Consider the following 23,560-nt stretch of genomic DNA (forward strand, 5'->3'; position numbering starts at 1 on the left):
AATTTCAAAGCTAAAATTCAATAATATTGGGCATGTATTTATTAAAAATCAATAAATAAACTATGATTTAGTGTGTGCATCTAATTCAGTATCATGATCAACTTTTTTACCTTTAATTAAATTGTTCACTAATTTTGGATTTCTAGGCAAATCTAACTTCACACGACACAATAAATGGATTTCATTCTTTTGAAAGATGCTAATTTCCGCCAAGGTTTCAATCGGGCGACCAATCATAAAATCAGTTTCTTGTAAGCTTTTACACAACTGCTCAGCATATTTAATTTCTAAATAACCAATAATTAAATCATGAATCATAACTTTAATAATAAAAGGTTGGTTTTGCTGTTCTGCTTCACGCTGAATAAGTGCCTTTTTTAAAATGCTTTGCTCATGAGATTTCAACATCAATTCATTCATGAGTTTTTTTTGCGCATTTTGATTCAGCGTCAAATGCACATCAAATTGTTGATCACAATCTAAAGTATAAGGATGTGTGCGAAAAAACATATCCCGATCAATTTGATAACGATGCCATCTACGTCGATCCAGTTGTCGAGCAAGAAGAAAAGCAACAACCATAAACATGACAAACACAATCAAAAAAAGCATTGTAAGGCGCTTCCAACATGAAATCCGAGGCTAAAAATAAGGAGCAAATGCTCCTTATTTTACCAATCTAAAAATGCTTATACACCATATTTAATACGGTATGCTTGCATTTTTGCTAAAGATTCTTTTTCACCTTTAGCATCTAAATAATTCATTAAATCTTTCATGGTAATTAATGCATGTACAGGAATTTCGAGCTCTTGCTGAACTTCTTGAATTGCTGACAATGTTCCTTGACCTTTTTCTTCACGGTCTAAAGCAACCAATACACCTGCAATTGTTGCACCTGCATTTTTCAGAATTGTGACAACTTCACGAATAGCTGTACCCGCGGTAATGACATCATCAATAATCCAAACTTTTTTACCTTCTACTGATGCACCAACAAGTACACCACCTTCACCATGATCTTTGGCTTCTTTACGGTTAAAGCCCCAAGGGACGCTTACACCATGTACTTGTGATAAAGCTACAGCTGTCGCTGCTACAAATGGAATCCCTTTATACGCAGGTCCAAAAATTACTTCGACATGATTACATTGTGTTAATTTATCTGCATAGCCTTGCGCTAAAAGTGATAATGCTTCACCGTCATTGAGTAAACCTGCATTAAAAAAATAAGGGCTCACACGACCTGATTTTAAAGTAAACTCACCAAATTTAAGCACACCACGTGATAATGCAAGTTCGATAAAAGCTTGTGGGTCAAATTGAGCTGGCGTTGACATGAGGTGCTCCAAAAATTCATACATTAAGGTTATGACTGCGCATGATACCAAAGACTAGCTATCCAAGTGATCAAAAAATTCTAAGAGTCGTTTCAATTAACGTCAACGGACTTCGTTCATCTGTGACCAAAGGCTTACTTGAGTGGCTAGAAAAGTCCGAAGCAGATGTGGTGTGTATGCAAGAGAGTCGAATCACGCATGCGCAATGGACAGAAAAGTTTCAACCTGAAGGATGGTATACCCATTTATTTCCTGCTGAAAAAGCAGGTTATGCAGGTACAGCCATCTATAGCCGCTTGCCTTTTATTTCGGTAAAAGATGGGTTAGGTTTTGAATTGGCAGATAGCCAAGGTCGTTTTATTTCTGCTGAATTTGATGTTGGACTGGAACAGAATGTCCATATTTGTTCACTCTATTTACCTTCAGGTTCTTCAGGCAATGAAGCTCAAGCTCGTAAAGATCACTTTTTAGAAGAATATACAAAAATACTCAAACAATGGCGTGATGAAAATAAATCCATCATTATTTGTGGTGATTACAATATCGTACATAAACGCATTGATATTAAAAACTGGTCTGGAAACCAAAAATCTTCTGGTTGTTTGCCCCATGAACGTGCATGGCTTGATCATATCTATGATGAATTGGGCTATGTCGATACCTTCCGCGAAGTCCGTAAAGAAGCTGAAGTTTATTCTTGGTGGTCAAACCGTGGGCAAGCACGTGCTAAAAATGTTGGATGGCGTATTGATTACCAAGCATGTTCACCTGATTGGAAAGAACGTACTGTTAATGCTTGGGTCTATAAAGAAGAATGGTTTAGTGACCATGCCCCTGTGATCATTGATTATAAAATTTAAACAAACTTAGTACAGATTCAGTGTACACACGTATACTGAGTATGTGCAAATTTCTCACAATACTTGTCGTGTTAGCGTATATTTTAGCGCATTAAATAAGTGCATTATTGCTTCACGGCAAAGGGACTTGGTCAGGATGACCGCAAAGGGATAGGAAGCCGTAGGATGGATAGAAAATGAATACTCTGTATTTATTTTCCAAGGATGAGACATTGGACGTTATATCGAGACCCGCATGATCAGGATGATTAAATGCGGGTTTTCTCTTTATTAAATCATTATTTTTATGATCTTCAACTTTTTATTATCTCTATCTGATTAGGCAATTTTGGTTATTTAACTTTTTATGACCATTGCTCTTTTAAAAGCTATTTTGACAAATAAAGATGTCAACTTTATGACATTGATCACAGTCACATCTTATTTATAGAATATCTACACAAAAATTGAATTGATCAAAAATAAACTTTACCTTTTTTGTTTCTATTTTTTGTTAATCTGCTCTTCAATAGAAATTGATTCACTTAAAAAATGCAGGCTAAATCATGTTAAAAATTTATGGTATTAAAAATTGCAACTCAATGAAAAAAACTTTTGATTTACTCAATGAGTTGGGCTTAAGTTATGAATTTCATGATTATAAAAAGCAAGGTATTGATGCTCAAACAGTAAAAAAATGGTTAGACCAAGTTGGACAAGAGTTAATTCTCAATAAAAAAGGCACAACATGGAAAAAACTCTCTGAACAAGAGCAACAGCATGCACTTTCGAGTGAAGAGAATCTCATTTCAACCTTAACCACACATACCAGTATGATCAAACGTCCTGTCATTGAAACTCATCAAGGCTACATTGTTGGTTTTAATGAAGATGAAATTCGTGGCTTAAAATAGCTTTTGATTGAATATCATCAATTTATTGTGAAAGAAAAATAAAGCACTTCTTCGAGCTTATCTAAGTTGTCAGCAAGATAACAATTGAACTCAATAAAAAGCCTGATTCGAAAATCAGGCTTTTAAAATCAGGATCAATTTAATAGATTAAATTAGTTCGCACGAACCCAAGTTTGATTGCGACCAAGAACTGATACACCGATATAACCACGTAAATTTAATTTATTTCCAGCAAGCTCACCTTTTAATTTATAAGACTTGCCATTTTTTGGATCTAAAATTGTACCGCCGTCATAATTTTTACCACCAGCATTTTTTAAACCATGCACAATGGTCACGCCTTTTAGCGATTTATTATGGTAAGGACCTTCACACTTCACGCATGAGTTCTCTTCACCTGGCGTCAAAATGCTCTGAATGGTTGCAGACAACGTACCATTCTGTTGTTCTGTAAATTTAACCAAAGCTTTCGGTTGCTTTGTCGTATCATCAATGGTTTTCCATACTGTACCATTTAAAGGGTCTGCAGCATTTGCAAACATCGCTGTTGTAAGTAATCCTAAAGCAAGTGCAATTTTTTTCATTTTTTTCATTTCCCTAGTCATCTTTGACTTTTATAGTATTAAAAACTCACAACAAATTTGCAATTTTTGAATGTGACTATTTAGTGTACCCTTGTAAACTCTGTTGGTAAATCCATCAAAAACAAGACCAAATTCAAATAATGTGGATATAACATGAAGATAGACCCTGCAATGAAACAATATATTACAGAAATGATTCTTAAAACTAGCTTTAAAATGCCGAGTCGCTTGAATCTACCCCCAACTGCATTACGTTTTGCTTTAGAACAGCTCGCAAAAGTTTTTCCTCAACGTAAAGATGTAGAAATTCGTGCTTTAAAAATTGCTGGGGTTCATGCTGAGGAAATTAAACCTCAACCACAAACCACTCAAATGATTTTTCATATTCATGGGGGTGCTTTTTTTGTGGGGTCGCTAAAAACCCATCGTGCATTCTTGTCTGAAATGGCTGTTAGAACGCAGATGCAAGTTTTACATATCGATTATCCACTTGCACCTGAACATGCTTATCCAGAAGCTTCTGATGCCGTTTATGATGTATATATCAATCTACTGAATCAAGGCATCCAACCCAAAGATATTATTATTTCAGGGGACTCATGCGGTGCAAATTTGGCATTGGCATTGGTTCTCCGCTTAAAAGATGAAGATACAGCTCTCATTCCAAGCGGATTGGTGCTCATGTCGCCCTTTTTAGATTTAACACTGACCAGCGAATCCTTACGTTATAACCAAAAGCATGATGCGCTACTTTCTGTTGAAGCCTTAGAAACAGGAATTGAATATTATGTTCCAAAAAATATGGACAAATCATTAACTCAATTGTCTCCAATTTTTGGAGACTTCAAAGGTTTGCCACCGACATTGGTACAAATAGGTTCAAAAGAAATTCTATTGGATGATGCGGCTCGTTTTGAAGAGAAAGCAAAGCAAGCGCATGTACATGTCACCTATAAACTCTATACAGGCATGTGGCATAACTTTCAGATGTTCAGCCCATGGTTTGATGAAGCTAAGCGTTCTTTAGCTGATTTGGCTGAATTTGCACACAAGTTAGATCGAACATAATCTGAATCAATAAAGGTTAGATCAACGCTGACCTTTTTATTAAACTCAAACTATAGATCACCCGTTTCTTAGATTTTCGCTCAAATCACGTTATATAATTTTATAAAAGCGATGGCTTTTATTTAAAAGTACTTTTAGAAATAGATTTATACAATTTAAAATAAAAATCACACTCTAAAACTGAGTAGTAACTTCAAAAAAAAGAATATTATTGTGACTATAATCACATTATTTGCAAATAATACTATTTAAATCAGTATTTTATGTAAAACTAAAAATTGATCGCCATCATACAAGTTGCTATATTACTTAAAACCAACAAAAAACAAATAACAGATTAAATATAGGCGGTAACTTTATGAGAAATAAAATCTATTCCGAAAGGCGTCGTCGGTTACATACATTTTTTAAAAATGTGATCAAAAACTCTTTTGTAAGTGACTTGTTGCATAAGAATCAAAGTGTAGAAACAGTATCGATTGACCCACTTACAGGTCTTTATAATCAATTTGGAATTAATTCTTATTTAAAAGAATTACATCCACAAGCTGGAATTGATTATGCCATCGTCCTTTTAAGTGTCGATAATTTTAAGGAAATACAACATAATTTTGGACTCAAGTCTGCCGATCAAGCCCTAATTACAGTAGCTTCAATGCTGTCCAATCGTATACGAGATACCGATCTTGTTGGGCGTTATGGCGATAATGAGTTTATTTTAATCCTGAGTGATATCAATTTAGACAATGCCAACAATGTGGCAAAAAGATTAACTGCTCAAATTCAACAAAAAGAACTCCGAATTAACGCTAAATCGGTGATGCTACAAGCCAGTTGCGGTATCTCTGTTTCTAAAGAAAATACGTTTAGTGATAAAGTTTTACAATATGCAGATCAAGCTTTATTCGTAGCAAAATCACATGGATTTAATCAAATTCGTGATCAAAGCTCTATTTCCACTTAATTAAAATCATTTACTGACCTGAAATAAAGAGTTGCTCAATGCTTTTGACCAGCTCTTTGATTTTCAATAGAGAACCGTCTTCTATTTATTCTCGTAGCGATCTCAGTTCAGCATTCAATAATCTATTCGGAATAAAGCAAGACAATCGGTATAAATTACATTATTGTATTTCTATGAAACTCATTTAATTCTGTGCTTACATTTTGAATCAGATTACATCAATCAAATGATTATTTTAAGGTTGAATTAAACTCAAAATCCAACAATATAGAAAGTATAAGAATGTGCTATCAAATACTTTAGATCTTTATTTATCTCTAATCGAGTCAAATTTAGAACCAAGTGATCTATTTCTGAGATACTGTTTTATATGAAGTTCGCAATCCGAAAATTCAGTGTATTGAACTTGGAAAAAATCCAATTTTTTTTGCATACCAATATTATTATGAATTGGAGCAACTTAGATAAGTGTACGCTTATTCTAGTATTAGGATGTTGCCAACATTTATTATGGATTGTATGGAAGCTATTCATTTTCTATACCCCTTCTCTTTGGGAGTGGGTAAATATCCCTCTACTTGAATTTCAAATCTCATTAAATATCTATGCTTTAATTATCTTGATTTTATTAATTATTCCATGCATCAAACTTAAAAAGAAACAATGGGCTGAAGATTACTTACCTTATATTATTCTGACTGTTTTTGTTGCAATGTTTATTCGAGATGGCTATCTCATTGGTATTTTTAGTCCTGCAACGCTGTGCGGTTATATCTGTATTTCAGGGATAGGTTTTCTTCTTTTTGAACGAAAAATTGTCTATCCCCCCCTACTTCTTGCCACTATCACATTACTTAGCTTAGCACTACTGACTATTTTTGAAGCTCTTCCCTACGCACCAATGTTCAGTGATAGCTTGCTACATGATTACCCTTTTAAATCAGTTTTTTGGATCGTCAGTATGGCGTATTTTATTATACCGATCATATTTGCAAGTTTAATTTTAGGTGAAATTATCTTAATTCAATGGCGACACCGTGAATCTCTGATTAAAAAACTCAGTCAAACAGATCCGCTGACGGGCTTATTTAATCGTCGTAGCTTTAATGAAAAACTACAATTGATACATCGCTCAAAAGCAGAATACGCCATTATTATTTTAGACTTAGATCATTTTAAAAATATTAATGATGAATATGGACATCAGTGTGGGGATGAAGTTCTAGAACATGTTGCACACACGCTCACACACTGCATCAGACCTTCTGACATTGTTGCGCGCTACGGCGGTGAAGAGTTCATTATGGTGCTGAATAACACTGAAATTACGCAAGCAACAGCAATTGCCGAACGATGTCGTTTAGCTATTCAAGATTTACACATTCAAAGTCGTGCAGAGGAATCTATTTCACTGACCGCAAGCTTTGGGCTCGCCATGTCGAGCTACACTTATGAAAGTGAAAAAATCATTCATTTTGCAGACACTGCATTGTATGGCTCAAAACAACAAGGCCGTAATCAAATCCAGATATATCCAACGGATTCTTTAATATCCTCATAAAAATTAGGCGTTATCACTCCTTTTGTTCACTTTGATCGATAAGGTTCTTCGCACTCAACAAACATATGTTCTTGCTTCGCTTCTTGAATCCATTGTTGCAATACTGGAACTTGTAGCATCTTTTCAATATAGCCTTGACTCAACTCAGTGGTGGGTAATCCATAACTCACAAAGCGCATAACCACAGGTGCATAAAATGCATCTGCAATACTAAAAGCACCACACAAAAAACCATCTACATCAGGTCGCTCTGACCAAATCTTTTCAATGCGCTGTACATCGCTCTGTAACTGAGGATTGTCATGCCAAAGTTGTTGTCCAATTTCAACTAAATCTGCTTCAATATTCATTTCACAAGTGCTTCGTAATATCGCAAAACCACTATGCATTTCCGCACTTATTGATCTTGCTCTTGCACGTTGTGCTTTATTTTCTGGCCATAAATGCTTTTGAGGAAATTGTTCTGCAAGATACTCACAAATAGCCAATGAATCCCAAACCAATAATCCATCATGCTGAAGTGCAGGAACTTTCCCTGTTGGATTAATTTTAAAAATATGTTGCTTAAATTCACTCTCCAACTTGAAGTCATCAAAAGGAATTAAGTGTTCATTAAATTCAATATTAAAATAGCGAAGCACCAACCATGGACGCATAGACCATGTTGAATAATTTTTATTGCCTATAAATAAATTGATCATGTTTAAATCCCAGCCTTATTTTCACTGTTGTAAGTCTTTATCGATATAAAATCATCTTATTGTAAAAGTTAAAATCAAAAAAAAGAGCAACATATGGCTACTCTTTTTATTTTTTAATCTAGCTAAGTCAGATTAAAATAAGAATGCAACGCCAAAGCCTGCATTATAACTACGATCTTTACCATTCAAATCTACACCAATACTGGTATCAAATTGAGTACGATCATTCAAGGCATAGATTAAGCCTGAGCCTAAGCCATATTCATAATCTTGACTTTCTTCTTTACGATAAATAAATTCAGAAAAACCAGAGAGCTTTCCTGCAATTTTATAACCAATCGTTGGAATCGCTGTCACAGCCCAATTACCATCTTGTACTTCGTACTTCATGGTAATACCTGTATTAACTAAATCATTATATTGATAAGCAACAGATGAACCTAAAGTATAAATATCATCTTCAGCAGTAAAACCATCATTGCCTGTCGCAATCTGTGCTTGTGCCAAAACAGCCAGTGTTAATTTATCATCTTTTAAATCAATGGCTTTTTTGATTCCGATGGTGACATCACCTAAACCAGAATCATCATTTTTTTGACCTTTATATTTAGTTTGTGTCCATGCTGGACCCTGCCAACCCAATTGCAATTCCATACTTGGCGTTAAACCCGTACGGAATAACATATCGCCATTTAATGTAACCGTTTTTGCTTTCGCGCCATCAATCGTCGTTTCAGTATAGGTCGCACTTGGTAAACCTTGCTCCCAAGCCAACTGACCGACAGGTGTAATCCCTGTACCAAAGCCTGCACCTGGACGATCAAATGAAAAATCAGCTGCCATACTGCCCATACTGACTGTTGAAGCAATCAGCAAAGTCATTTTTTTTAAAATTGTCATATGTTTTCTCAAACTATTTCTTTAGACATTTTTGCACCGCGACTGCGCAGCAATTCGAGTGTTTCTTTTTCTTCAGGTAATGCTTCTGACCAGTTAATTTCGTCAAAATCGACATCAAAGAATAAGTCACTAATTGACGTTAAAATCGTTTTACCTTCTTCATCTTTAGTGTTCGGATCAACTTGTTGATCGAGCAAAAGCTGTACTGCTGGCGCACATGCTGCACTTGCTGCATCCCAAAGTGGACCATAACATTCTTCTGCATCCCAAAGATGAAAATTAGCTTTTGCTTGAATCAGCGCAGCTAAAATATCAAGATGAACCTGTAAATCTTGTTTCTTTTGATCTGTTGCTAATTCTTGACCCGCTTCATGAGCTTCACAAATTTTTTCCCACCACTTGAACAATCCATCAGACCAAACGGATACAGCAGGACCTTTTTCTGGGTCAATAAAATTAGGATCAAGACCATCTGCCAACAGGCGCTTAACCTGTTCAAGGTCTAAATCTTCTAATGCCTGTAAAAAGACTTGTTGTTGCGCATTAAGCATGCTGATCTCTCACTTTTATCTGAAGGAATATTATGCCGAATATTTATAAAATAGTTTTGAGTAAATCAACCAACTGATCGGATTATTTTAGCAATTCGTTGTTTTTATTTTTATTCGATATAAAAAAAGCCCCGTAGGGCTTTTTATTAAACTTCTTCTTCGTCAATAATCTCAAGCTTTCCGCCACGCGGGTTCTCTTTTTTCTCAAGGACATGCTCTAAACTGCGTTTGACACGCTCAATTGCCCCATGTAATGCCAAGTCAATATTTTTAGATTTGTGCGTAACCACCACAGGTTTAATGCCTGCAGCTTTCGCTTCAATCATACAGCGGATGTCGTCACCCCCACCTTTGTCACCGTTTTCATCACTAATATGGACAGAAAAATGGGTGATTCGCTCACTATGACGTTGAAATTCCTGATTTAGCTCATCGCGCACATATGTGATTAAGCGTTCACTATTTTGAATATTTTTATCTGTACGGATTTCAATGTTCATAAATATCATCCTCTTTATTTATTAAACTTTCTTTAAACTTTAAACATGTGGCGCAAAACTTTCGTTCTTGGGCACGATTTAGCGCGCTGTTTTCACAGCCTGATCATCTTCAATTAATTGGAATACCATCCTCCATAATTGACTGGATGAACACATTTGAGTCTGCAGATTCGTGTTCTTATACATTCAATATCGGGCTATATTCGAAAATAAGCAAGTACATTTTTTAAAATTTTATGAAAACGATATGAAAAATGACAACTTGTTACTTGTTTTTTTAAAGTAATGATTTTTATTAACTTTTATGATTTTAAAATGCTCAAATAATGTATATCAAAAATACGCTGAGATCAACTCTCATCTTTTTATCCATTTTTTACGACAAAAAATAATTGCTTACTTTGAGTCACGATTCACTCACAATTTCAGGCTTGATGTTTACATATTTTTTTTAATTTCATCTTATTTTGGCTTTATTTTTGCTTAATAATCTGTATCCTTTATACGCTTTCTTGGGGGAGAGACTTTTTAATGAAACTGACACATATTGCTGCAATCTGCGCATTGGCTTCTACAGCAACACTGACTCAAGCTAAACCTGTATGGCAAGACTTCAGTATTACTGGCCTATACGGTGAAAACTATGAGTTAACACCTGATGAAAAGCAATCTACTGCAACATTTGAATATGCAGCGAAACTTAATTATGGTGACTTTTTTGCTTTTGCAGACCGTACTAATAGTGGTGGTCAATCGGACACTTATTTTGAAGTTTCACCACGTTTAAGTTTAGGTGCAGTTTCAGGTAAAAAACTTGAGTTTGGTCCAATTAAAGATGTCTTAATCGCAACCACTTGGGAAGGTGGTAAGGACATGAACAACTACCTTTATGGTGTTGGTGTGGATTTAGCAATTCCTTATTTTCAGTTTGCACAATTAAACTTCTACCGCGCAAGTAATGATATTCAAGAAGATGATTATCAATTAACGTTCTCTTATGGTATTCCATTCAAAATTTCTTCAGAAGAATTCTTGGTTGATGGTTTCCTTGATTGGTCTACAGCTGAAAAAGATACACAAGCCCATTCAAGTGAATTGAACTGGACGACACAATGGAAATGGAATGCGGGTAAACACATTTCTCCAGATACTCGTTTATATCTTGGTGTTGAACACTCTGTATGGCACAACAAATATGGCGTTCCAAATAAAGATGAAAACAATGTGAGTGCCTTGGTTAAATACCACTTCTAATTGTTAAACTGTTTGCATCTAACTTTTTATACTCATGTAAAAAATCTGCTTGATTACAGTTTAGATTGATATTGAAAAGCAAGATTTCGGTCTTGCTTTTTTATTGCTCAATAAAATAAAATTTCCTAAAATACTGACTTAACTGATCCTTTTGGCATTTTAATGACCTTTCTTATTCGTCCTGCCCAAGCTCTTGATCTACCACAGATCATGTCTATCTATAATGCTGAAATTAGCAATGGCGTTGCAACATGGAATAGCCAACTTAAATCAGGTTCAGATTATCAAGAGTGGTTTGAATCTTTAAAAAATCAAAACTTCCCAATATTTGTAGCTGAAAGCACCCATTCAAAGCAAATTGCAGGCTATGCAGATTACTCCTCTTTCCGCCAAATTAACGGTTATAAAGATACCGTTGAACATTCTGTCTATATCCATCCTGATTTTACGCGCCAAGGTTTAGGTCAAATCTTAATGCAAAAACTGATTGAACATGCTCGGAAGCAAAAGCTCCATGTCATGGTTGCTGCAATTGATTCTGAAAATGCAGGTTCAATTTATTTACATGCAAAATTAGGCTTTCAACAAACAGGCTATATGCCTCAAGTTGGACAAAAATTTGGGCAATGGCGTGATTTAATTCTGATGCAATTGATCTTGAATTGATTATTCCGCTTTAATGATCCAATATTTTTCATCATGAACAGAAAATGGGCTGATTAACAAAAAGCCAATTTTTTCATGCGCTTTGAATGAGTCTTGATTTTTTTGATTTACGAAGGCATAAAATGCTTTACCTTGAGTCTGTTGTCTTAATTCTTTATACATTTTCCCAAGAATACCTTCACCTCTCACTTCTGATGCAATACATGCAGGTCCATAGATAAGATAATCTTGATCATCAATATGTTTCAGCATTTCTTCAATCACGGGTGGCTTTTGCATTGTCGCTGGATCAAAGCTAAAAATCACGCCCAGCGCCATTTCATCCTCTGTATAAATAACAGTGACTTCTGAATTTTCGAGCATTTTTTCAACTTTAACATACGCGAAATCACCATCAAGTGAACCACCTAGGCTTTGTGAATTTGGTTGCAATAAATCTGTCAAAATTTGTGCATCATCTACATTTGCAAGTCGGATTTGTTTTGTCATGGTATATATTCTGAATAATTGTTATATCTATTTATAACGGAACTTCAGCAGGCAAAGTTCTGAGTTTTGTCCTATTTTGTTATATAAAGTTTTCACAATAGTTTTTATGGGTTTATTGCAAAATGCTCCTAAAATTTCTTCATTAGAGCAGGAAAACAAAGAGGTTATTTATCATTAGCAAACTATTCTAAGGCAAAAAAATAAGCTGTAAATTTACAGCAAGTGCAGTAATATTATATTTTATGCAAATAAATTAATTACTTAATAATATTACGGGGAATAAATGGCTAAGTTTTTAAATACCAGTGCAACAAATTTTTACTTAGAAGAACTGATTAAAAATGCAAAAGAACGTCTTATTTTAATTAGCCCTTATCTTCGTTTAAATGATCGAATCAAAGAACTATTGGAAGATAAAAATCGTCTCAAAATTGATATTCGTATTATTTATGGGAAAAGTGACCTACATCCTGATGAAATTAAATGGATGCAAAGACTCGATTATGTACGAGTCAGTTTTTGTAAAAATCTTCATGCTAAATGCTATATCAATGAAGAGAGTTGCATTATTTCAAGTTTGAACTTATATGAGTTTAGCCAAGTTAATAATAATGAAATGGGTATTTTTATTAACAAAGAAGAGGACATCCAAGTATTCAAAGATGCCTACGAAGAAGCTCAACGTATTATTCGTATCAGTGACGAAGTTCGTATTTCATTAGATGAAGTAAAAACAGAACAAGCGGAAGAAAATCTATCTGAGGAAAGTACCGATAACGCCAGTAAACTTACATCATCCAAGCTTGCTGCAAAACATAAACTTAAAACCTCTGAACTTTTAGATCAATTTGTCACTAAAGGCTTACTTACGCTGAATGAAGGTGGAAAACATTATCAAACTGACCAAGGAAAAGCAATGGGTGGTGAATTTAGATCAAGCCAATATGGTGGCTATTTTCTTTGGATTGAAAATATGAGTATATAAATACTCAAAAGCCCCTTTTCGGGGCTTTCTAAATAAATTTTTATACAACCAAATCCGCTAAATTACCTTTCTGTTCAAGCCATTCTTTACGATCACTGGCACGTTTCTTAGCAAGTAATTTGTCCAACAAACCAGCCGTAAGCTGAGTATCATCTAAATCTAATTGCACCAAACGACGTGTATTCGGATCTAATGTCGTTTCACGTAATTGACTCGCATTCATCTCGCCTAAACCTTTGAATCGAGTGATTTGCGGATTTTTGCTTTTAACTTTCTTTAAGATAGCTTCTAACTCATCATCATCCAAAGCATAATGGACATCTTTAGCATCATCTATACGGTACAACGGTGGCATCGCAACATATAAATGCCCCTCTTCTACTAATGTAGGGAAATGCTTAACGAACAATGCGCACAACAAAGTTGCAATATGCAAACCATCAGAATCCGCATCGGCTAGAATGCACACCTTGCCATAACGTAATTCTGATAAATCATCACTACCTGGATCAACCCCAATCGCAATCGCAATGTTGTGTACTTCTTGAGAAGCCAAAACTTCATCAGAAGATACTTCCCATGTATTCAGAATCTTGCCACGAATCGGCATAATCGCCTGAAAGTTCTTATCTCGTGCCTGCTTCGCAGAACCACCAGCAGAATCTCCTTCCACAATAAAAAGCTCAGATTCCTCTAAAGTGTGACCAACACAGTCTGAAAGCTTACCAGGCAAAGTTGGTCCTGCAACAATCTTTTTACGTTCAACTTTTTTGGCTGCTTTTAAACGACGACCTGCTTTAGCAATCATGATTTCAGCAAGTTGCATGGCTATTTCAGAGTTCTGATTGAGCCATAAAGTAAATGCATCTTTGGCAATATTTAGCATAATATTCGAGGCTTCACGGCTTGAAAGTCGCTCTTTGGTCTGCCCAGAAAATTGAGGTTCTTGAAATTTCAATGAGAGAATATAGTTCACACCATCCCAAACATCTTCTGCTGAAAGCTTCATATTCCGTGGCAATAAACTACGTAACTCACAAAATTCACGCATTGCATCTGTTACACCTGAGCGTAAACCATTGACGTGCGTACCACCTTGCGCTGTTGGAATTAAATTGACATAGCTTTCTTGAATCTGTTCGCCGCCTTCAACATTCCAACAAATTGCGAACTCCGCGCTGGCACGTTCAGCTTCACCAGAAGCGACAAAAGCGGGATCTGGAATAATCTCACGGTCTTCCAATTCATCCATCAAATAGTCAACTAGACCATTCTCAAACTGCCATTCAATTTTTTCGTCATTAATCTGATCGATATAAATAATTTGTAAGCCAGCCGCCAATACTGCTTTGGCTTTTAAATTATGTTTCAGTGCTTTTACGGCAAACTTGGGTGAATCAAAATATTTGTCTTCTGGCCAAAAATGTACACGTGTACCTGTAGCACGTTTGGGTGCTTTACCTTCAAATACTTCTAATGGCCCAACGGGTTCGCCACGTTCAAATGCCATTTTATACAAATTGCCTTGACGCTGAACTTCGACCTCGACCCGAGTTGATAAAGCATTCACAACAGAAATACCAACACCGTGTAAACCACCTGAAAATTGGTAATTGTCTGTGCTGAATTTACCACCTGCATGTAGCTTGGTCAGAATGATCTCAATCCCACTTTGACCATATTCAGGATGAATATCGACAGGCATCCCACGCCCATTGTCTTCAACCGAAAGTGAACCATCTTTATAAACTACAACCGTAATTTTATTGGCGTGCCCTGCAAGTGCCTCATCGACAGCATTATCAATAACCTCTTGTGCCAAATGGTTTGGACGCGTGGTATCGGTATACATTCCCGGACGACGGCGTACAGGATCTAAACCAGATAAAACTTCAAGTGATTGAGCCGTATATTGAGACACGTTGTAAGTTTTCCTTTTATTTTACCAATGATGATTTACTTAACTGAGTACGATAAAAATTCTAAAAACATCGGTATTTTGTCTGCAAAATTTTCCATTGCATGATTACCACCCATCTCTGTCATGATCAGTGACGAATGTTGCGTAGCGCTATAATACCGTTCTGCATCACGATAATCTAAAACTTCATCGCCTTGTTGTAACAGAACCAATATTTTGTCTGCATCCTGTACAAACGGCACAGCAATCTGCTCTAAGTGATCAAGTTGTGCATCATCTAAAGTCCAGTATTCATTTACAAGAAAAGGAATCTGCTCCGTTTCAAATAAATCTCTGAACAATTGCCATGGTCGCATAGCAGGATTAATCAGTACAGCAGGTACGCTATATTTAGCGACCAATTGTGTCGCATAAAAGCCCCCGAAACTACTACCGACCAATGCAACATCATCCAATTGTTCAATTAAATGTGAAAGGTATAGCTCTACAGCCTGCGGTGGCATATTTAAATCAGGTAAATGCACAATATGTGATGTATAGCGCTGACAATAGTCGTTTAACTGTTGCCCTTTAATCGAGAAAGCGCTACTTTTAAATCCATGTAGATAGATAATATTCATATCAATTTGATCGTAATCTAAGTTACAGTGGCTTGGTCATTATTGTGACTTGAATCACATAATTGTTTTAATTTGTATGTAACGAGTTCTTGTCGGACAAAAAAACTAAAACTCCAATGTAATCATCGGTATCTTAAAACTGTTCAGGATGAACAATAAAAGATGAATACGAAGAATTTTATACATTGATCTCTACCAAAAAGAAAGTCTCGGTATAGGTCAATATGAATTAGGATAAAAACGCATGCCAAGTTTAACGCCACTGCACGAAACTTATTGTAAATGGGATCGTTCGCCACCCAGCCAAGCAGACCTGTTAGAAGGTATAGCTCAGTTGGTCAGCACTCGTTTAAATGGCGTTGTTCAAGACCTGATTCAAGCCTTACAACGTGAAATGTTATTGAGTATTTTCGGCTTAAGTACGCAAAAAACTAAAGCGTTTCAAAAATCTAAACGCATACAAAAAATCTATCAATTCGCTTTTGGCACACTACAAAATTATGGTAGCCATTTTTTAGCACCAGGTTTACGCCAAATCATTGACCGTTTCCCGAATTTACATGATAAACCTTTAACACCAACCATGCACTTTCTCGTGGGTGCATTGAATGGAATTTTAGGTGATTTTCTACTAGCAAATCACAATCCTCTTGCACTACCCAGTACTTTATATGACCGTTATGGTGGATTACAGCGAGGTGATTTAGACGGTCGTGTGGTGATTTTTTCACATGGCTTGTGTATGAATCATTTGGATTGGTCAAATCGTGGCAATGGGGGTATTGGTGAAAAATTGTTAGCACAGCGTGACAACAACACCATGTTGTATTTGAATTACAATACGGGGCGTCGTATTTCTGCCAATGGTCGAAGCCTTGCAAATACCCTTGAAGACTTGGTTAAGCGTAATCCACGAATTACCAGTATTGATTTAATTGGTCACAGTATGGGAGGCTTAGTGTCACGCAGTGCCTTGTTCTACGGCAAACAAAATATGCACCAATGGTTCCGTATGGTTGAAAATCTAGTCTGCATTGGCTCACCACATCATGGTGCTGTTTTAGAGCGTTTTGGTTTTGCTTTGCAAGAAAAAATCGGGCATTTCCCCATCATTAAATTGGTCAGCCATATCGTCAATATTCGTAGTAATGGTATTTTAGATTTACGCTACGGCAGTGTTCGTGATGATGACTGGGAACACAATAATGCACGTATTGGTCACGTCGATGACAATCGTAAACCTGCTCCACTTCCGTCACACATCAACACTTTTCTTGTGGCAGGAACTTTAGAATTTGAAAATCGTAAAAATAAAACCCTAAAAATTATTGGTGATTATTTGGTGAGTGTAAAAAGTGCTTTAGGTGAGCACCCGAATCCGCGTTACCAATTAAAATTGCCTGAATCACATAAAGCTGTATTTTATGGGCTGAATCACTTTGATATTCAATACCATCCGAGTGTTTCTGAGCAAATTGCAAAATGGTTCTATCCACACCATGATGAGTTAGCTGAAGAGCAAATCCGTAAATATTTGATCAAATTGGAAAGTATGGAAGGTATTGTCCAAACCTAAATCTATTTCTTAAATAAAATGAAGCCAATCCATTTGATTGGCTTTTTTAATGTAAATCTCATCAGCGGTTTTTCTTCAAATTTTTAGTTTTATCCTTCAATAATCAAAATAAAGAGCGCATTAACGCTCATACAAAATATCAATACAGCTCATCTTTATATTGCTTCAGACCAAGCCTGTTGGCTCACAATTTTCCCATTGCGTATATGAAACATCAAAGTGTATTGTGCTGCACCACCATTCGCCAAAGAATTAAAAATATATAGGTCCTGACCCTTACTATAAATTTCTGACTCTTCAAAATCTTGTAAACCATTTTTAGCCAAAGGTATATTCGGCAAAAAATACTGTTCCAAATTTTGTGCAGGAATGATGACTTGTTGCCCATTAAAATGAATGGTTATTTTTGATAATTGAAACATGCTATCTTTTGAAGAAACCATGCCATCCATGCCAAAAAATGGCTTATTTTTATAATGCGTATAGCGACTTTCAGTTTCACCTTGCGGGCGTGTTTTCTTAAAGTCTTGAACTTTAAATTGGGCAGGCTGAACCTCTATCTCAATTTTATTTTGAGGCGATGTATAGTTTGCTTTCAGTTTTGACCTTTGAGTTAAGTGCCATTTTTGAAAATTTTTAAAAAAGTTGATTCGGCTTTTATGAATAAAACCAGAATCTTGTTGAGAGCCTAGAGAAAAATGAGCAAAGCAAAATGCAGGATCACCTTGTTCAAAGCTGCATGAAACCGCTTCACCATTTTTAAGCCGAGTACTTACTTTCGATTTGAGTGAATTACTGTCTCTGACATTTACAAAACCATCAGGATCATCAACGAAACCATAATCGGCATGACTCAAAGCTGAAATTCCCAATAATATACCGAATAGCATCGTTTTTATTTTCATCTTGTTTATAACCTATTTTTCATCTTATTTTAATCAAAAAAACCAGCACAGGTGCTGGTTTTTAAAATCATTTGAAGCATTATATTAAGCGTATTTACGCAATAATTGCCATAAACAAACAAGCGCTAAAACACTAAAGAAAGCCAATGACCAGACAGGTAAAGACTGTCCTAAAAAGCTCCAATCTACCAACGCACATTCACCAGACCCTTTCAGCACTTGTTCAAATACAGATTTTAACGGTAAGGTTTCAACCCAGTAATCTAAACCTGGACCACAGCTTGGCACTTGATCTTTAGGTAAGTTTTGCAACCATACATGACGTGCAGCAACACCTGCCGACCATGAAATTGCAGCCAAACTTAAAAAAGCATAGCCTCTTTTCATGCCATTACTTTTAGGGTTATGGAGTAATGCAATTAAGGAAATAAGCCCTAACCCAATTAAACCCAAACGCTGAAATACACACAGTGGACAAGGCTCTAAGCCTTGTACATGTTCTAAATAAAGCGCAAATGCCATGCCAATGACACTGGCTAAAAATAAAAAGCCACTTACCACACGGTAACTAGTCCATTGCATGGATCACCTTCTTCATTCTTATCTCAAATAAATTATCTAAAATTGGCAAGATAATCATCAAAACTGATGCTTGTATCTTGTTCCAGTTGCTGTTGTTGTTGCAAAGATGACTGCGTTAATTCGGCAAAATATGCCAAAGTTTCTGGGCTTAATGGATGTTGCTCATAGCTTCCCAAATGTTGATTTGCCATAAAGCTCCCAAATGCCCAAGTTCCATTATGTTTCATCGTATCTTCAATGACTTGCGCAGATAATGTTTCATCCACATCATCTATCCGTTTTTGCATTGCAAGCATAGCTTGTGTATATAAATCAGTTGTATAGGTTTGGTTGAGTAATTGCGCTAAATCTTGCATTTGACTTAAATGCAATCTAACCCAAGCCTCCAATGCATATTCTTGGTTGTCTTCTAGAATTTTAGCATTTGGCGCACGTCCACGATTCACCACTTCTGCCTGATTTTGTTCAATCAATTCTTGTTCATCATCAAGTAAATCTGGGCTGTCTTTCAGTAAGCAATAAAGCGCTAAAACTTCAAGGAAGCCTGCGGTATCTTCATCAATCCCAATTGGGCTATACGGATTAACATCCACAGCTCTGAGTTCTACATAACCAATACCACGTTTTGCCAATGCGTCAGAAGGTGTTTCCCCTGCTTGCGGTACTTGTTTCGGACGCACTAAGCTGTAGTATTCATTTTCAATTTGTAGCACATGATCATTAATTTGAATCGGTTCGCCTTGCTCATTGTTCAAACCCAAATGACTAAACTGTTCATACGGCGTATGTACTGCTTTTTGTAATTCTTCAACATAAGCTGTTAAATTATTGTAGTGAATACCCAATTGTTTTTGTGCTGAATTCTGATAACCAAAACGTCCCATACGTAATGCTGTTGCATACGGCAGGAATAATGTTCCTTTGATCAGTGGCAACAAATGATGTTCACGACCTGTCATAAAACATTTACAAACGGATGGACTAGAGCCAATCAAATACATCACTAATGGCGTTAAACGAATAAAATTACGCACCAAGCCTAAATAGCGATGACTACGATAATCTTGCAAGCTCAGTGCTTTTAAAACCTCATCTGTTTCATTTTGTTGTAAAGCTTCAAAAACTTGATCTGGGAATGACACATTATAATGCACACCCGAAATCGTCTGCATACGACGCCCGTAGCGAATGCCTAAACCATGACGATATAAGGTTTTAAATTTCCCAATATTGGATGTGCCGTATTGTGCTAGACGAATATTTTCTTCTTGATCGTCCAACATACATGGCATAGACAAAGGCCAAAGTTTTTCATCATTTTCTAAATGACGATGAACAACGGCATGAATATCTGTTAAATAATTGAGTGCTTGAGGAATACTTTCTTTCGGAGGCGTAATGAACTCCATCAACGCTTCAGAATAATCTGTCGTGATATGAGGATGGGTTAAGGCTGAACCCAAAGCTATCGGATGATCTGCTTGTGATAAAAAACCATTGCTTTGCATACGCAGGCTTTCACGCTCGATTCCACGCAACATGCCTTTGAACAATGCTGAATCGACCCAAGTCGGTAAAACAGATGGAGTGATCGCTTCGGGTTGACTCATACTTACTCACTTATCTTAAAGAGTTTTTAAAATAAAATTATCGGATGGCACCAGTATAACGTGAATTATCGATATAACATCACGTACAGATTGGATTTGCACTGAATATTCATTTTATCTCGGCAAATTTTTATCACAAAGTTAGCCTATATGACATCACAAATTTGTGATTCTATTAAACAAGAATACTTAATGATGTGAAAATATTATGAATTATCAAGAAGTCATCGATTTTTGGTTTAATCCTGAAACACAACCGCATTGGTTCGCTAAAAGTGACGCGTTTGATCAGATTTTACGTGATCGTTTTAAGCATGTACTGGAACAAGCACGACAATGTGAACTTTGGTCATGGCGTGAAAATGCTGAAGGTCGTTTGGCTGAAATTATTGTTTTGGATCAATTCTCTCGTAATCTATTCCGAGATTCACCGCAATCCTTTGCACAAGACCCATTATCACTGGCGCTTGCTCAGGAATGTCTCAACTTAGGTTTAGATAAAAAATTGAGTTTTGAACAACGTCCATTCTTATACATGCCCTTTATGCACAGTGAATCAAAGTTGATGCATGAACACGCTTTAAATCTATTTGAAGATTTAGGCAATCCAATTAATTTAGAATTTGAGAAAAAGCATAAAGTGATTATTGACCGTTTTGGTCGTTATCCACATCGTAATGCAATTTTAGGACGTGAATCTACGGCTGAAGAAATCGAGTTTTTAAAACAACCGAATAGCAGTTTTTAATGAAACTTCTTGTATCAGTATGAACAAGCTCTTTTTTTTCCTTTAAGGCGAAATAAAAAGGAGTTATGCAAGAAGTCTATTGTTGGAAGAGTTGATTATCAGAGCAGATACAAATTTTCTATTCACCCATGAATAGAGTTTAACAAACAAAAATCTGCTTGAAATTCATCATCAATCCACCCATTTAAAACACTATATACTGATAAAATGACTGAACCACCATAAAAGGAACCCATCATGAAAAAAGCACTCATCGGTCTCAGCATGGTGGCAGTACTTACACTGTCAGGATGTGCAATAACTCCATCCAAACCACGCACATTTGACCAATTAGGACAATTCTCAACAGTCCCTTTGAATGCACAAACTTTCCGTGTTAGTTTTCAGGGCAATAGCAATATGAGCTTTGGTACGGCAGAAGAAATTACGTTATTAAAATCTGCACAAACCACTGTTCAAAATGGTTTTACCTTCTTTAAAGTACAAGATGACCCAAGCAATCGGACACAACAACCGCCACGTAAAGCTGTGGTTTATCCAACGCCGATGTACATGCCATACGGTTATGGATATAGACGCTACGGCGCTTTCTATGACCCCTTTTATGATATGCCTCAGGTGGTCAACATAGATCCTGTACAAGTGGCTTATACAATTGAATGTTATAAAGATAAAAAATCTGCACCGAATGATGCCTTTGATGCTCGTCTGATTTTACAATCTTTAGGGCAAAAATATGGCGTTAGTCCGACAGGACAAGTGCTACAACCTCAGCCGACTGAGGTAACATCATCAAAATAAAAAATTTTAGGAATTTGGATGAGTAATACTGAACAAGTTAACGTTCCAAGTTTGGATCGCAGTAAACGATTTGCAACCATTGCTTTAATTGTTGCTGTCGTGGCATGGATTATTTTAATCATTTGCGCCAAAGTCATGCCTGAATACGCATGGTTTATCCATATTCTCATGTTGGGTGCAGAGGCAGGTGTTGTCGGCGGCTTAGCTGATTGGTATGCCATTACGGTACTGTTTAGAAATCCCTTTGGCAAAATTCCGATTCCTAAATTTTTAAAACACCACACAGAAATTATTCCACGCAATAAAGCCCGTATAGCAGAGTCTATGGGGAAGTTTGTTCAGGAAAATTTTCTATCACCACAAGTGGTTGAGAAAAGTTTAAAAGATACTGATTTAAGTTTAGCGATTGGTAAATGGCTCGCGAATCCACAAAACAATACTCAAGTGGTTGATGTGATTCAGCAAACTGTGCCGAAAATTTTTGAATTTGTTGGACAAGAACAAATTGGTCATTTTATTCAAAATAATAGCGTGCAATGGGTACGAAATACTCGTGTAAATCAGCTTGCCAGTGAAATGTTGCGTGCTGTATTGGAAAATGATTTCCATCAAGATGTTTTACAGCGGGGCTTAGATGTCGCACATGAATGGATGATGAATAATCCTGAAAAAACCCGTGAACTGACGCAAACCATGTTTAAAGAACTCGGGGTTTCACGTCTTGCCAAAGGTGCGAGTTGGATTGGCATTGATGTGGAACAACGCACCATTGATTCTTTACTGGAAAAAGTAGAATCAATGTTGGCAGATCCGGAACATCCAATTCGTCAGAAAATTGAAGAAATCGCCAATGAACTTAAAGTTCAACTGGCTGATAACAGTAGTAATGCAAGCCTACGCTTAAATGATACCAAAAATGCCCTGCTCGACAGTTCATCCGTTTTGAATTTTATTACAGGCGCTGTGGTGATTCTCTGTGATGCAATCAAAACTGATTTGATGAAGCCTGATTCTGGCATTGCGATGAACTTACGTGTTGCCATTCAACAAGTGGGTGAAAATTTAATTCAAAATCAATCTGTCCGTGAGCTTTTAAATGATCGAATGAGTGGTATCGCTGTTAATTTAAGTGACCAATACAGCGAGAAAGTCATTCGTTTTATCAGTGAACGCATTCATGAATGGGATTCGAGTGAAATGATTGGCAAGATTGAAAGTGAAGTTGGTGGTGACTTGCACATGATTCGTGTCAATGGTGTAGTGGTTGGTGCATTTATTGGTTTAACTTTGGGTGTGATTCGCGCGATTATTGATTTTTTGATTTAAAGATTTATAACCTTAAAGCTATTCAATGAAAATGTTATGGCGAATAGTATTGTTCAATCAGGCTAAATAAAATCGTGAAACATTGATCAAATAGCTAGCGTGGAACGTGATAAATTAATAAAAAACTTAATCAATCATGATTGGGGTTTTTGTAT

At 36.3% G+C, this 23,560-nt stretch carries 25 protein-coding genes; 12 read left to right on the forward strand and 13 right to left on the reverse strand.

Annotated elements, in window-relative coordinates; all coding sequences use genetic code 11:
• Positions 1 to 60: 60 nt before the first annotated feature.
• Together B9T35_RS03995 and pyrE are read right to left on the reverse strand one after the other, a co-directional pair.
• A complete protein-coding gene (locus B9T35_RS03995; RefSeq protein WP_228147069.1) occupies positions 61 to 612 on the reverse strand; it encodes a hypothetical protein in 552 nt (183 codons plus the stop codon).
• 77 nt (positions 613 to 689) lie between these two features.
• Positions 690 to 1,340 (reverse strand): orotate phosphoribosyltransferase, encoded by a 651-nt coding sequence (pyrE, locus tag B9T35_RS04000; protein WP_086189833.1) that lies wholly within the window; start codon positions 1,338 to 1,340, stop codon positions 690 to 692.
• Between the two features lie 41 nt (positions 1,341 to 1,381).
• On the opposite strand from pyrE, the gene B9T35_RS04005 reads away from it, so the two are divergent.
• A complete protein-coding gene (locus B9T35_RS04005; protein WP_086189834.1) occupies positions 1,382 to 2,200 on the forward strand; it encodes an exodeoxyribonuclease III in 819 nt (272 codons plus the stop codon).
• A gap of 545 nt (positions 2,201 to 2,745) precedes the next feature.
• Positions 2,746 to 3,093, forward strand: a complete 348-nt coding sequence (locus tag B9T35_RS04010) for a Spx/MgsR family RNA polymerase-binding regulatory protein (protein ID WP_086189835.1) — start codon at positions 2,746 to 2,748, stop codon at positions 3,091 to 3,093.
• Between the two features lie 152 nt (positions 3,094 to 3,245).
• Here B9T35_RS04010 and B9T35_RS04015 read toward each other — a convergent pair whose 3' ends face one another.
• Entirely contained in the window at positions 3,246 to 3,677 is a 432-nt protein-coding gene (locus tag B9T35_RS04015; protein WP_086189924.1) for a DUF2147 domain-containing protein, read from the reverse strand.
• Between the two features lie 153 nt (positions 3,678 to 3,830).
• On the opposite strand from B9T35_RS04015, the gene B9T35_RS04020 reads away from it, so the two are divergent.
• The 3 genes from B9T35_RS04020 to B9T35_RS04030 all read left to right on the forward strand — a co-directional run bounded on the left by B9T35_RS04020 (position 3,831) and on the right by B9T35_RS04030 (position 7,270).
• Positions 3,831 to 4,745 (forward strand): alpha/beta hydrolase, encoded by a 915-nt coding sequence (locus tag B9T35_RS04020; RefSeq protein ID WP_086189836.1) that lies wholly within the window; start codon positions 3,831 to 3,833, stop codon positions 4,743 to 4,745.
• 445 nt (positions 4,746 to 5,190) lie between these two features.
• Positions 5,191 to 5,709 carry a GGDEF domain-containing protein gene (locus tag B9T35_RS04025; RefSeq protein ID WP_228147070.1) on the forward strand — a complete coding sequence of 173 codons (519 nt, stop codon included), beginning with the start codon at positions 5,191 to 5,193 and terminating at the stop codon, positions 5,707 to 5,709.
• A 445-nt stretch (positions 5,710 to 6,154) separates the two neighbouring features.
• The gene (locus B9T35_RS04030) at positions 6,155 to 7,270 is read left to right on the forward strand and encodes a GGDEF domain-containing protein (protein WP_228147072.1); all 1,116 of its coding nucleotides are present in this window, start codon (positions 6,155 to 6,157) and stop codon (positions 7,268 to 7,270) included.
• 26 nt (positions 7,271 to 7,296) lie between these two features.
• Here B9T35_RS04030 and B9T35_RS04035 read toward each other — a convergent pair whose 3' ends face one another.
• The 4 genes from B9T35_RS04035 to B9T35_RS04050 all read right to left on the reverse strand — a co-directional run bounded on the left by B9T35_RS04035 (position 7,297) and on the right by B9T35_RS04050 (position 9,922).
• Positions 7,297 to 7,971, reverse strand: a complete 675-nt coding sequence (locus B9T35_RS04035) for a glutathione S-transferase family protein (RefSeq protein ID WP_086189839.1) — start codon at positions 7,969 to 7,971, stop codon at positions 7,297 to 7,299.
• Between the two features lie 132 nt (positions 7,972 to 8,103).
• Positions 8,104 to 8,871 (reverse strand): transporter, encoded by a 768-nt coding sequence (locus B9T35_RS04040; protein ID WP_086189840.1) that lies wholly within the window; start codon positions 8,869 to 8,871, stop codon positions 8,104 to 8,106.
• A gap of 8 nt (positions 8,872 to 8,879) precedes the next feature.
• Complete coding sequence (locus B9T35_RS04045; protein WP_086189841.1) at positions 8,880 to 9,422, reverse strand: hypothetical protein; 543 nt, start codon at positions 9,420 to 9,422, stop codon at positions 8,880 to 8,882.
• Positions 9,423 to 9,568: 146 nt separating this feature from the next.
• Entirely contained in the window at positions 9,569 to 9,922 is a 354-nt protein-coding gene (locus B9T35_RS04050; RefSeq protein ID WP_213033348.1) for an HPF/RaiA family ribosome-associated protein, read from the reverse strand.
• Positions 9,923 to 10,453: 531 nt separating this feature from the next.
• Between B9T35_RS04050 and B9T35_RS04055 the strand changes: the two genes are divergently transcribed.
• Positions 10,454 to 11,176 (forward strand): outer membrane protein OmpK, encoded by a 723-nt coding sequence (locus tag B9T35_RS04055; RefSeq protein WP_086189843.1) that lies wholly within the window; start codon positions 10,454 to 10,456, stop codon positions 11,174 to 11,176.
• 162 nt (positions 11,177 to 11,338) lie between these two features.
• Positions 11,339 to 11,842, forward strand: coding sequence for a GNAT family N-acetyltransferase (locus B9T35_RS04060; RefSeq protein WP_086189844.1), 504 nt, complete (start codon positions 11,339 to 11,341; stop codon positions 11,840 to 11,842).
• On the opposite strand, the gene B9T35_RS04065 is transcribed toward B9T35_RS04060, so the two are convergent.
• Positions 11,843 to 12,331, reverse strand: a complete 489-nt coding sequence (locus B9T35_RS04065; RefSeq protein WP_086189845.1) for a hypothetical protein — start codon at positions 12,329 to 12,331, stop codon at positions 11,843 to 11,845.
• A gap of 283 nt (positions 12,332 to 12,614) precedes the next feature.
• Here B9T35_RS04065 and B9T35_RS04070 point away from each other — a divergent pair, with 283 nt between their 5' ends.
• On the forward strand, positions 12,615 to 13,316 hold the full coding sequence (locus B9T35_RS04070) for a phospholipase D family protein (protein ID WP_086189846.1): 702 nt from the start codon (positions 12,615 to 12,617) through the stop codon (positions 13,314 to 13,316).
• A 40-nt stretch (positions 13,317 to 13,356) separates the two neighbouring features.
• Here B9T35_RS04070 and parE read toward each other — a convergent pair whose 3' ends face one another.
• Together parE and B9T35_RS04080 are read right to left on the reverse strand one after the other, a co-directional pair.
• Positions 13,357 to 15,237 (reverse strand): DNA topoisomerase IV subunit B, encoded by a 1,881-nt coding sequence (parE, locus tag B9T35_RS04075; protein ID WP_086189847.1) that lies wholly within the window; start codon positions 15,235 to 15,237, stop codon positions 13,357 to 13,359.
• A gap of 35 nt (positions 15,238 to 15,272) precedes the next feature.
• Positions 15,273 to 15,857: a YqiA/YcfP family alpha/beta fold hydrolase gene (locus tag B9T35_RS04080; protein WP_086189848.1), complete on the reverse strand. Its 585-nt coding sequence runs from the start codon at positions 15,855 to 15,857 to the stop codon at positions 15,273 to 15,275.
• Between the two features lie 244 nt (positions 15,858 to 16,101).
• On the opposite strand from B9T35_RS04080, the gene B9T35_RS04085 reads away from it, so the two are divergent.
• Positions 16,102 to 17,433: a hypothetical protein gene (locus B9T35_RS04085; RefSeq protein ID WP_086189849.1), complete on the forward strand. Its 1,332-nt coding sequence runs from the start codon at positions 16,102 to 16,104 to the stop codon at positions 17,431 to 17,433.
• A gap of 155 nt (positions 17,434 to 17,588) precedes the next feature.
• Here B9T35_RS04085 and B9T35_RS04090 read toward each other — a convergent pair whose 3' ends face one another.
• From B9T35_RS04090 to gshA, 3 genes are all read right to left on the reverse strand, one after another.
• Positions 17,589 to 18,338: a hypothetical protein gene (locus tag B9T35_RS04090; RefSeq protein WP_139842000.1), complete on the reverse strand. Its 750-nt coding sequence runs from the start codon at positions 18,336 to 18,338 to the stop codon at positions 17,589 to 17,591.
• Between the two features lie 84 nt (positions 18,339 to 18,422).
• The gene (locus B9T35_RS04095) at positions 18,423 to 18,920 is read right to left on the reverse strand and encodes a disulfide bond formation protein B (RefSeq protein WP_086189851.1); all 498 of its coding nucleotides are present in this window, start codon (positions 18,918 to 18,920) and stop codon (positions 18,423 to 18,425) included.
• Between the two features lie 32 nt (positions 18,921 to 18,952).
• Positions 18,953 to 20,530, reverse strand: a complete 1,578-nt coding sequence (gene gshA / locus B9T35_RS04100) for a glutamate--cysteine ligase (protein WP_086189852.1) — start codon at positions 20,528 to 20,530, stop codon at positions 18,953 to 18,955.
• Positions 20,531 to 20,738: 208 nt separating this feature from the next.
• Between gshA and B9T35_RS04105 the strand changes: the two genes are divergently transcribed.
• The 3 genes from B9T35_RS04105 to B9T35_RS04115 all read left to right on the forward strand — a co-directional run bounded on the left by B9T35_RS04105 (position 20,739) and on the right by B9T35_RS04115 (position 23,405).
• Positions 20,739 to 21,278, forward strand: coding sequence for a DUF924 family protein (locus B9T35_RS04105; protein WP_086189853.1), 540 nt, complete (start codon positions 20,739 to 20,741; stop codon positions 21,276 to 21,278).
• 237 nt (positions 21,279 to 21,515) lie between these two features.
• On the forward strand, positions 21,516 to 22,079 hold the full coding sequence (locus B9T35_RS04110) for a CC0125/CC1285 family lipoprotein (protein WP_086189854.1): 564 nt from the start codon (positions 21,516 to 21,518) through the stop codon (positions 22,077 to 22,079).
• Between the two features lie 18 nt (positions 22,080 to 22,097).
• The gene (locus B9T35_RS04115; protein WP_086189855.1) at positions 22,098 to 23,405 is read left to right on the forward strand and encodes a DUF445 domain-containing protein; all 1,308 of its coding nucleotides are present in this window, start codon (positions 22,098 to 22,100) and stop codon (positions 23,403 to 23,405) included.
• Positions 23,406 to 23,560: the final 155 nt, after the last annotated feature.

This window comes from Acinetobacter sp. ANC 3832 (assembly GCF_002135415.1).
GTDB lineage: Bacteria > Pseudomonadota > Gammaproteobacteria > Pseudomonadales > Moraxellaceae > Acinetobacter.

Excerpts from the sequence above, each read along its gene's own strand:
- B9T35_RS03995 (WP_228147069.1), bottom strand. The coding sequence starts at position 612 with ATGCTTTTTTTGATTGTGTTTGTCATGTTTATGGTTGTTGCTTTTCTT.
- pyrE (WP_086189833.1), bottom strand. The coding sequence starts at position 1,340 with ATGTCAACGCCAGCTCAATTTGACCCACAAGCTTTTATCGAACTTGCA.
- B9T35_RS04005 (WP_086189834.1), top strand. The coding sequence starts at position 1,382 with ATGATACCAAAGACTAGCTATCCAAGTGATCAAAAAATTCTAAGAGTC.
- B9T35_RS04010 (WP_086189835.1), top strand. The coding sequence starts at position 2,746 with ATGTTAAAAATTTATGGTATTAAAAATTGCAACTCAATGAAAAAAACT.
- B9T35_RS04015 (WP_086189924.1), bottom strand. The coding sequence starts at position 3,677 with ATGAAAAAAATTGCACTTGCTTTAGGATTACTTACAACAGCGATGTTT.
- B9T35_RS04020 (WP_086189836.1), top strand. The coding sequence starts at position 3,831 with ATGAAGATAGACCCTGCAATGAAACAATATATTACAGAAATGATTCTT.
- B9T35_RS04030 (WP_228147072.1), top strand. The coding sequence starts at position 6,155 with ATGAATTGGAGCAACTTAGATAAGTGTACGCTTATTCTAGTATTAGGA.
- B9T35_RS04035 (WP_086189839.1), bottom strand. The coding sequence starts at position 7,971 with ATGATCAATTTATTTATAGGCAATAAAAATTATTCAACATGGTCTATG.
- B9T35_RS04040 (WP_086189840.1), bottom strand. The coding sequence starts at position 8,871 with ATGACAATTTTAAAAAAAATGACTTTGCTGATTGCTTCAACAGTCAGT.
- B9T35_RS04045 (WP_086189841.1), bottom strand. The coding sequence starts at position 9,422 with ATGCTTAATGCGCAACAACAAGTCTTTTTACAGGCATTAGAAGATTTA.
- B9T35_RS04050 (WP_213033348.1), bottom strand. The coding sequence starts at position 9,922 with ATGAACATTGAAATCCGTACAGATAAAAATATTCAAAATAGTGAACGC.
- B9T35_RS04055 (WP_086189843.1), top strand. The coding sequence starts at position 10,454 with ATGAAACTGACACATATTGCTGCAATCTGCGCATTGGCTTCTACAGCA.
- B9T35_RS04060 (WP_086189844.1), top strand. The coding sequence starts at position 11,339 with ATGACCTTTCTTATTCGTCCTGCCCAAGCTCTTGATCTACCACAGATC.
- B9T35_RS04065 (WP_086189845.1), bottom strand. The coding sequence starts at position 12,331 with ATGACAAAACAAATCCGACTTGCAAATGTAGATGATGCACAAATTTTG.
- B9T35_RS04070 (WP_086189846.1), top strand. The coding sequence starts at position 12,615 with ATGGCTAAGTTTTTAAATACCAGTGCAACAAATTTTTACTTAGAAGAA.
- B9T35_RS04080 (WP_086189848.1), bottom strand. The coding sequence starts at position 15,857 with ATGAATATTATCTATCTACATGGATTTAAAAGTAGCGCTTTCTCGATT.
- B9T35_RS04085 (WP_086189849.1), top strand. The coding sequence starts at position 16,102 with ATGCCAAGTTTAACGCCACTGCACGAAACTTATTGTAAATGGGATCGT.
- B9T35_RS04090 (WP_139842000.1), bottom strand. The coding sequence starts at position 18,338 with ATGAAAATAAAAACGATGCTATTCGGTATATTATTGGGAATTTCAGCT.
- B9T35_RS04095 (WP_086189851.1), bottom strand. The coding sequence starts at position 18,920 with ATGCAATGGACTAGTTACCGTGTGGTAAGTGGCTTTTTATTTTTAGCC.
- gshA (WP_086189852.1), bottom strand. The coding sequence starts at position 20,530 with ATGAGTCAACCCGAAGCGATCACTCCATCTGTTTTACCGACTTGGGTC.
- B9T35_RS04105 (WP_086189853.1), top strand. The coding sequence starts at position 20,739 with ATGAATTATCAAGAAGTCATCGATTTTTGGTTTAATCCTGAAACACAA.
- B9T35_RS04110 (WP_086189854.1), top strand. The coding sequence starts at position 21,516 with ATGAAAAAAGCACTCATCGGTCTCAGCATGGTGGCAGTACTTACACTG.
- B9T35_RS04115 (WP_086189855.1), top strand. The coding sequence starts at position 22,098 with ATGAGTAATACTGAACAAGTTAACGTTCCAAGTTTGGATCGCAGTAAA.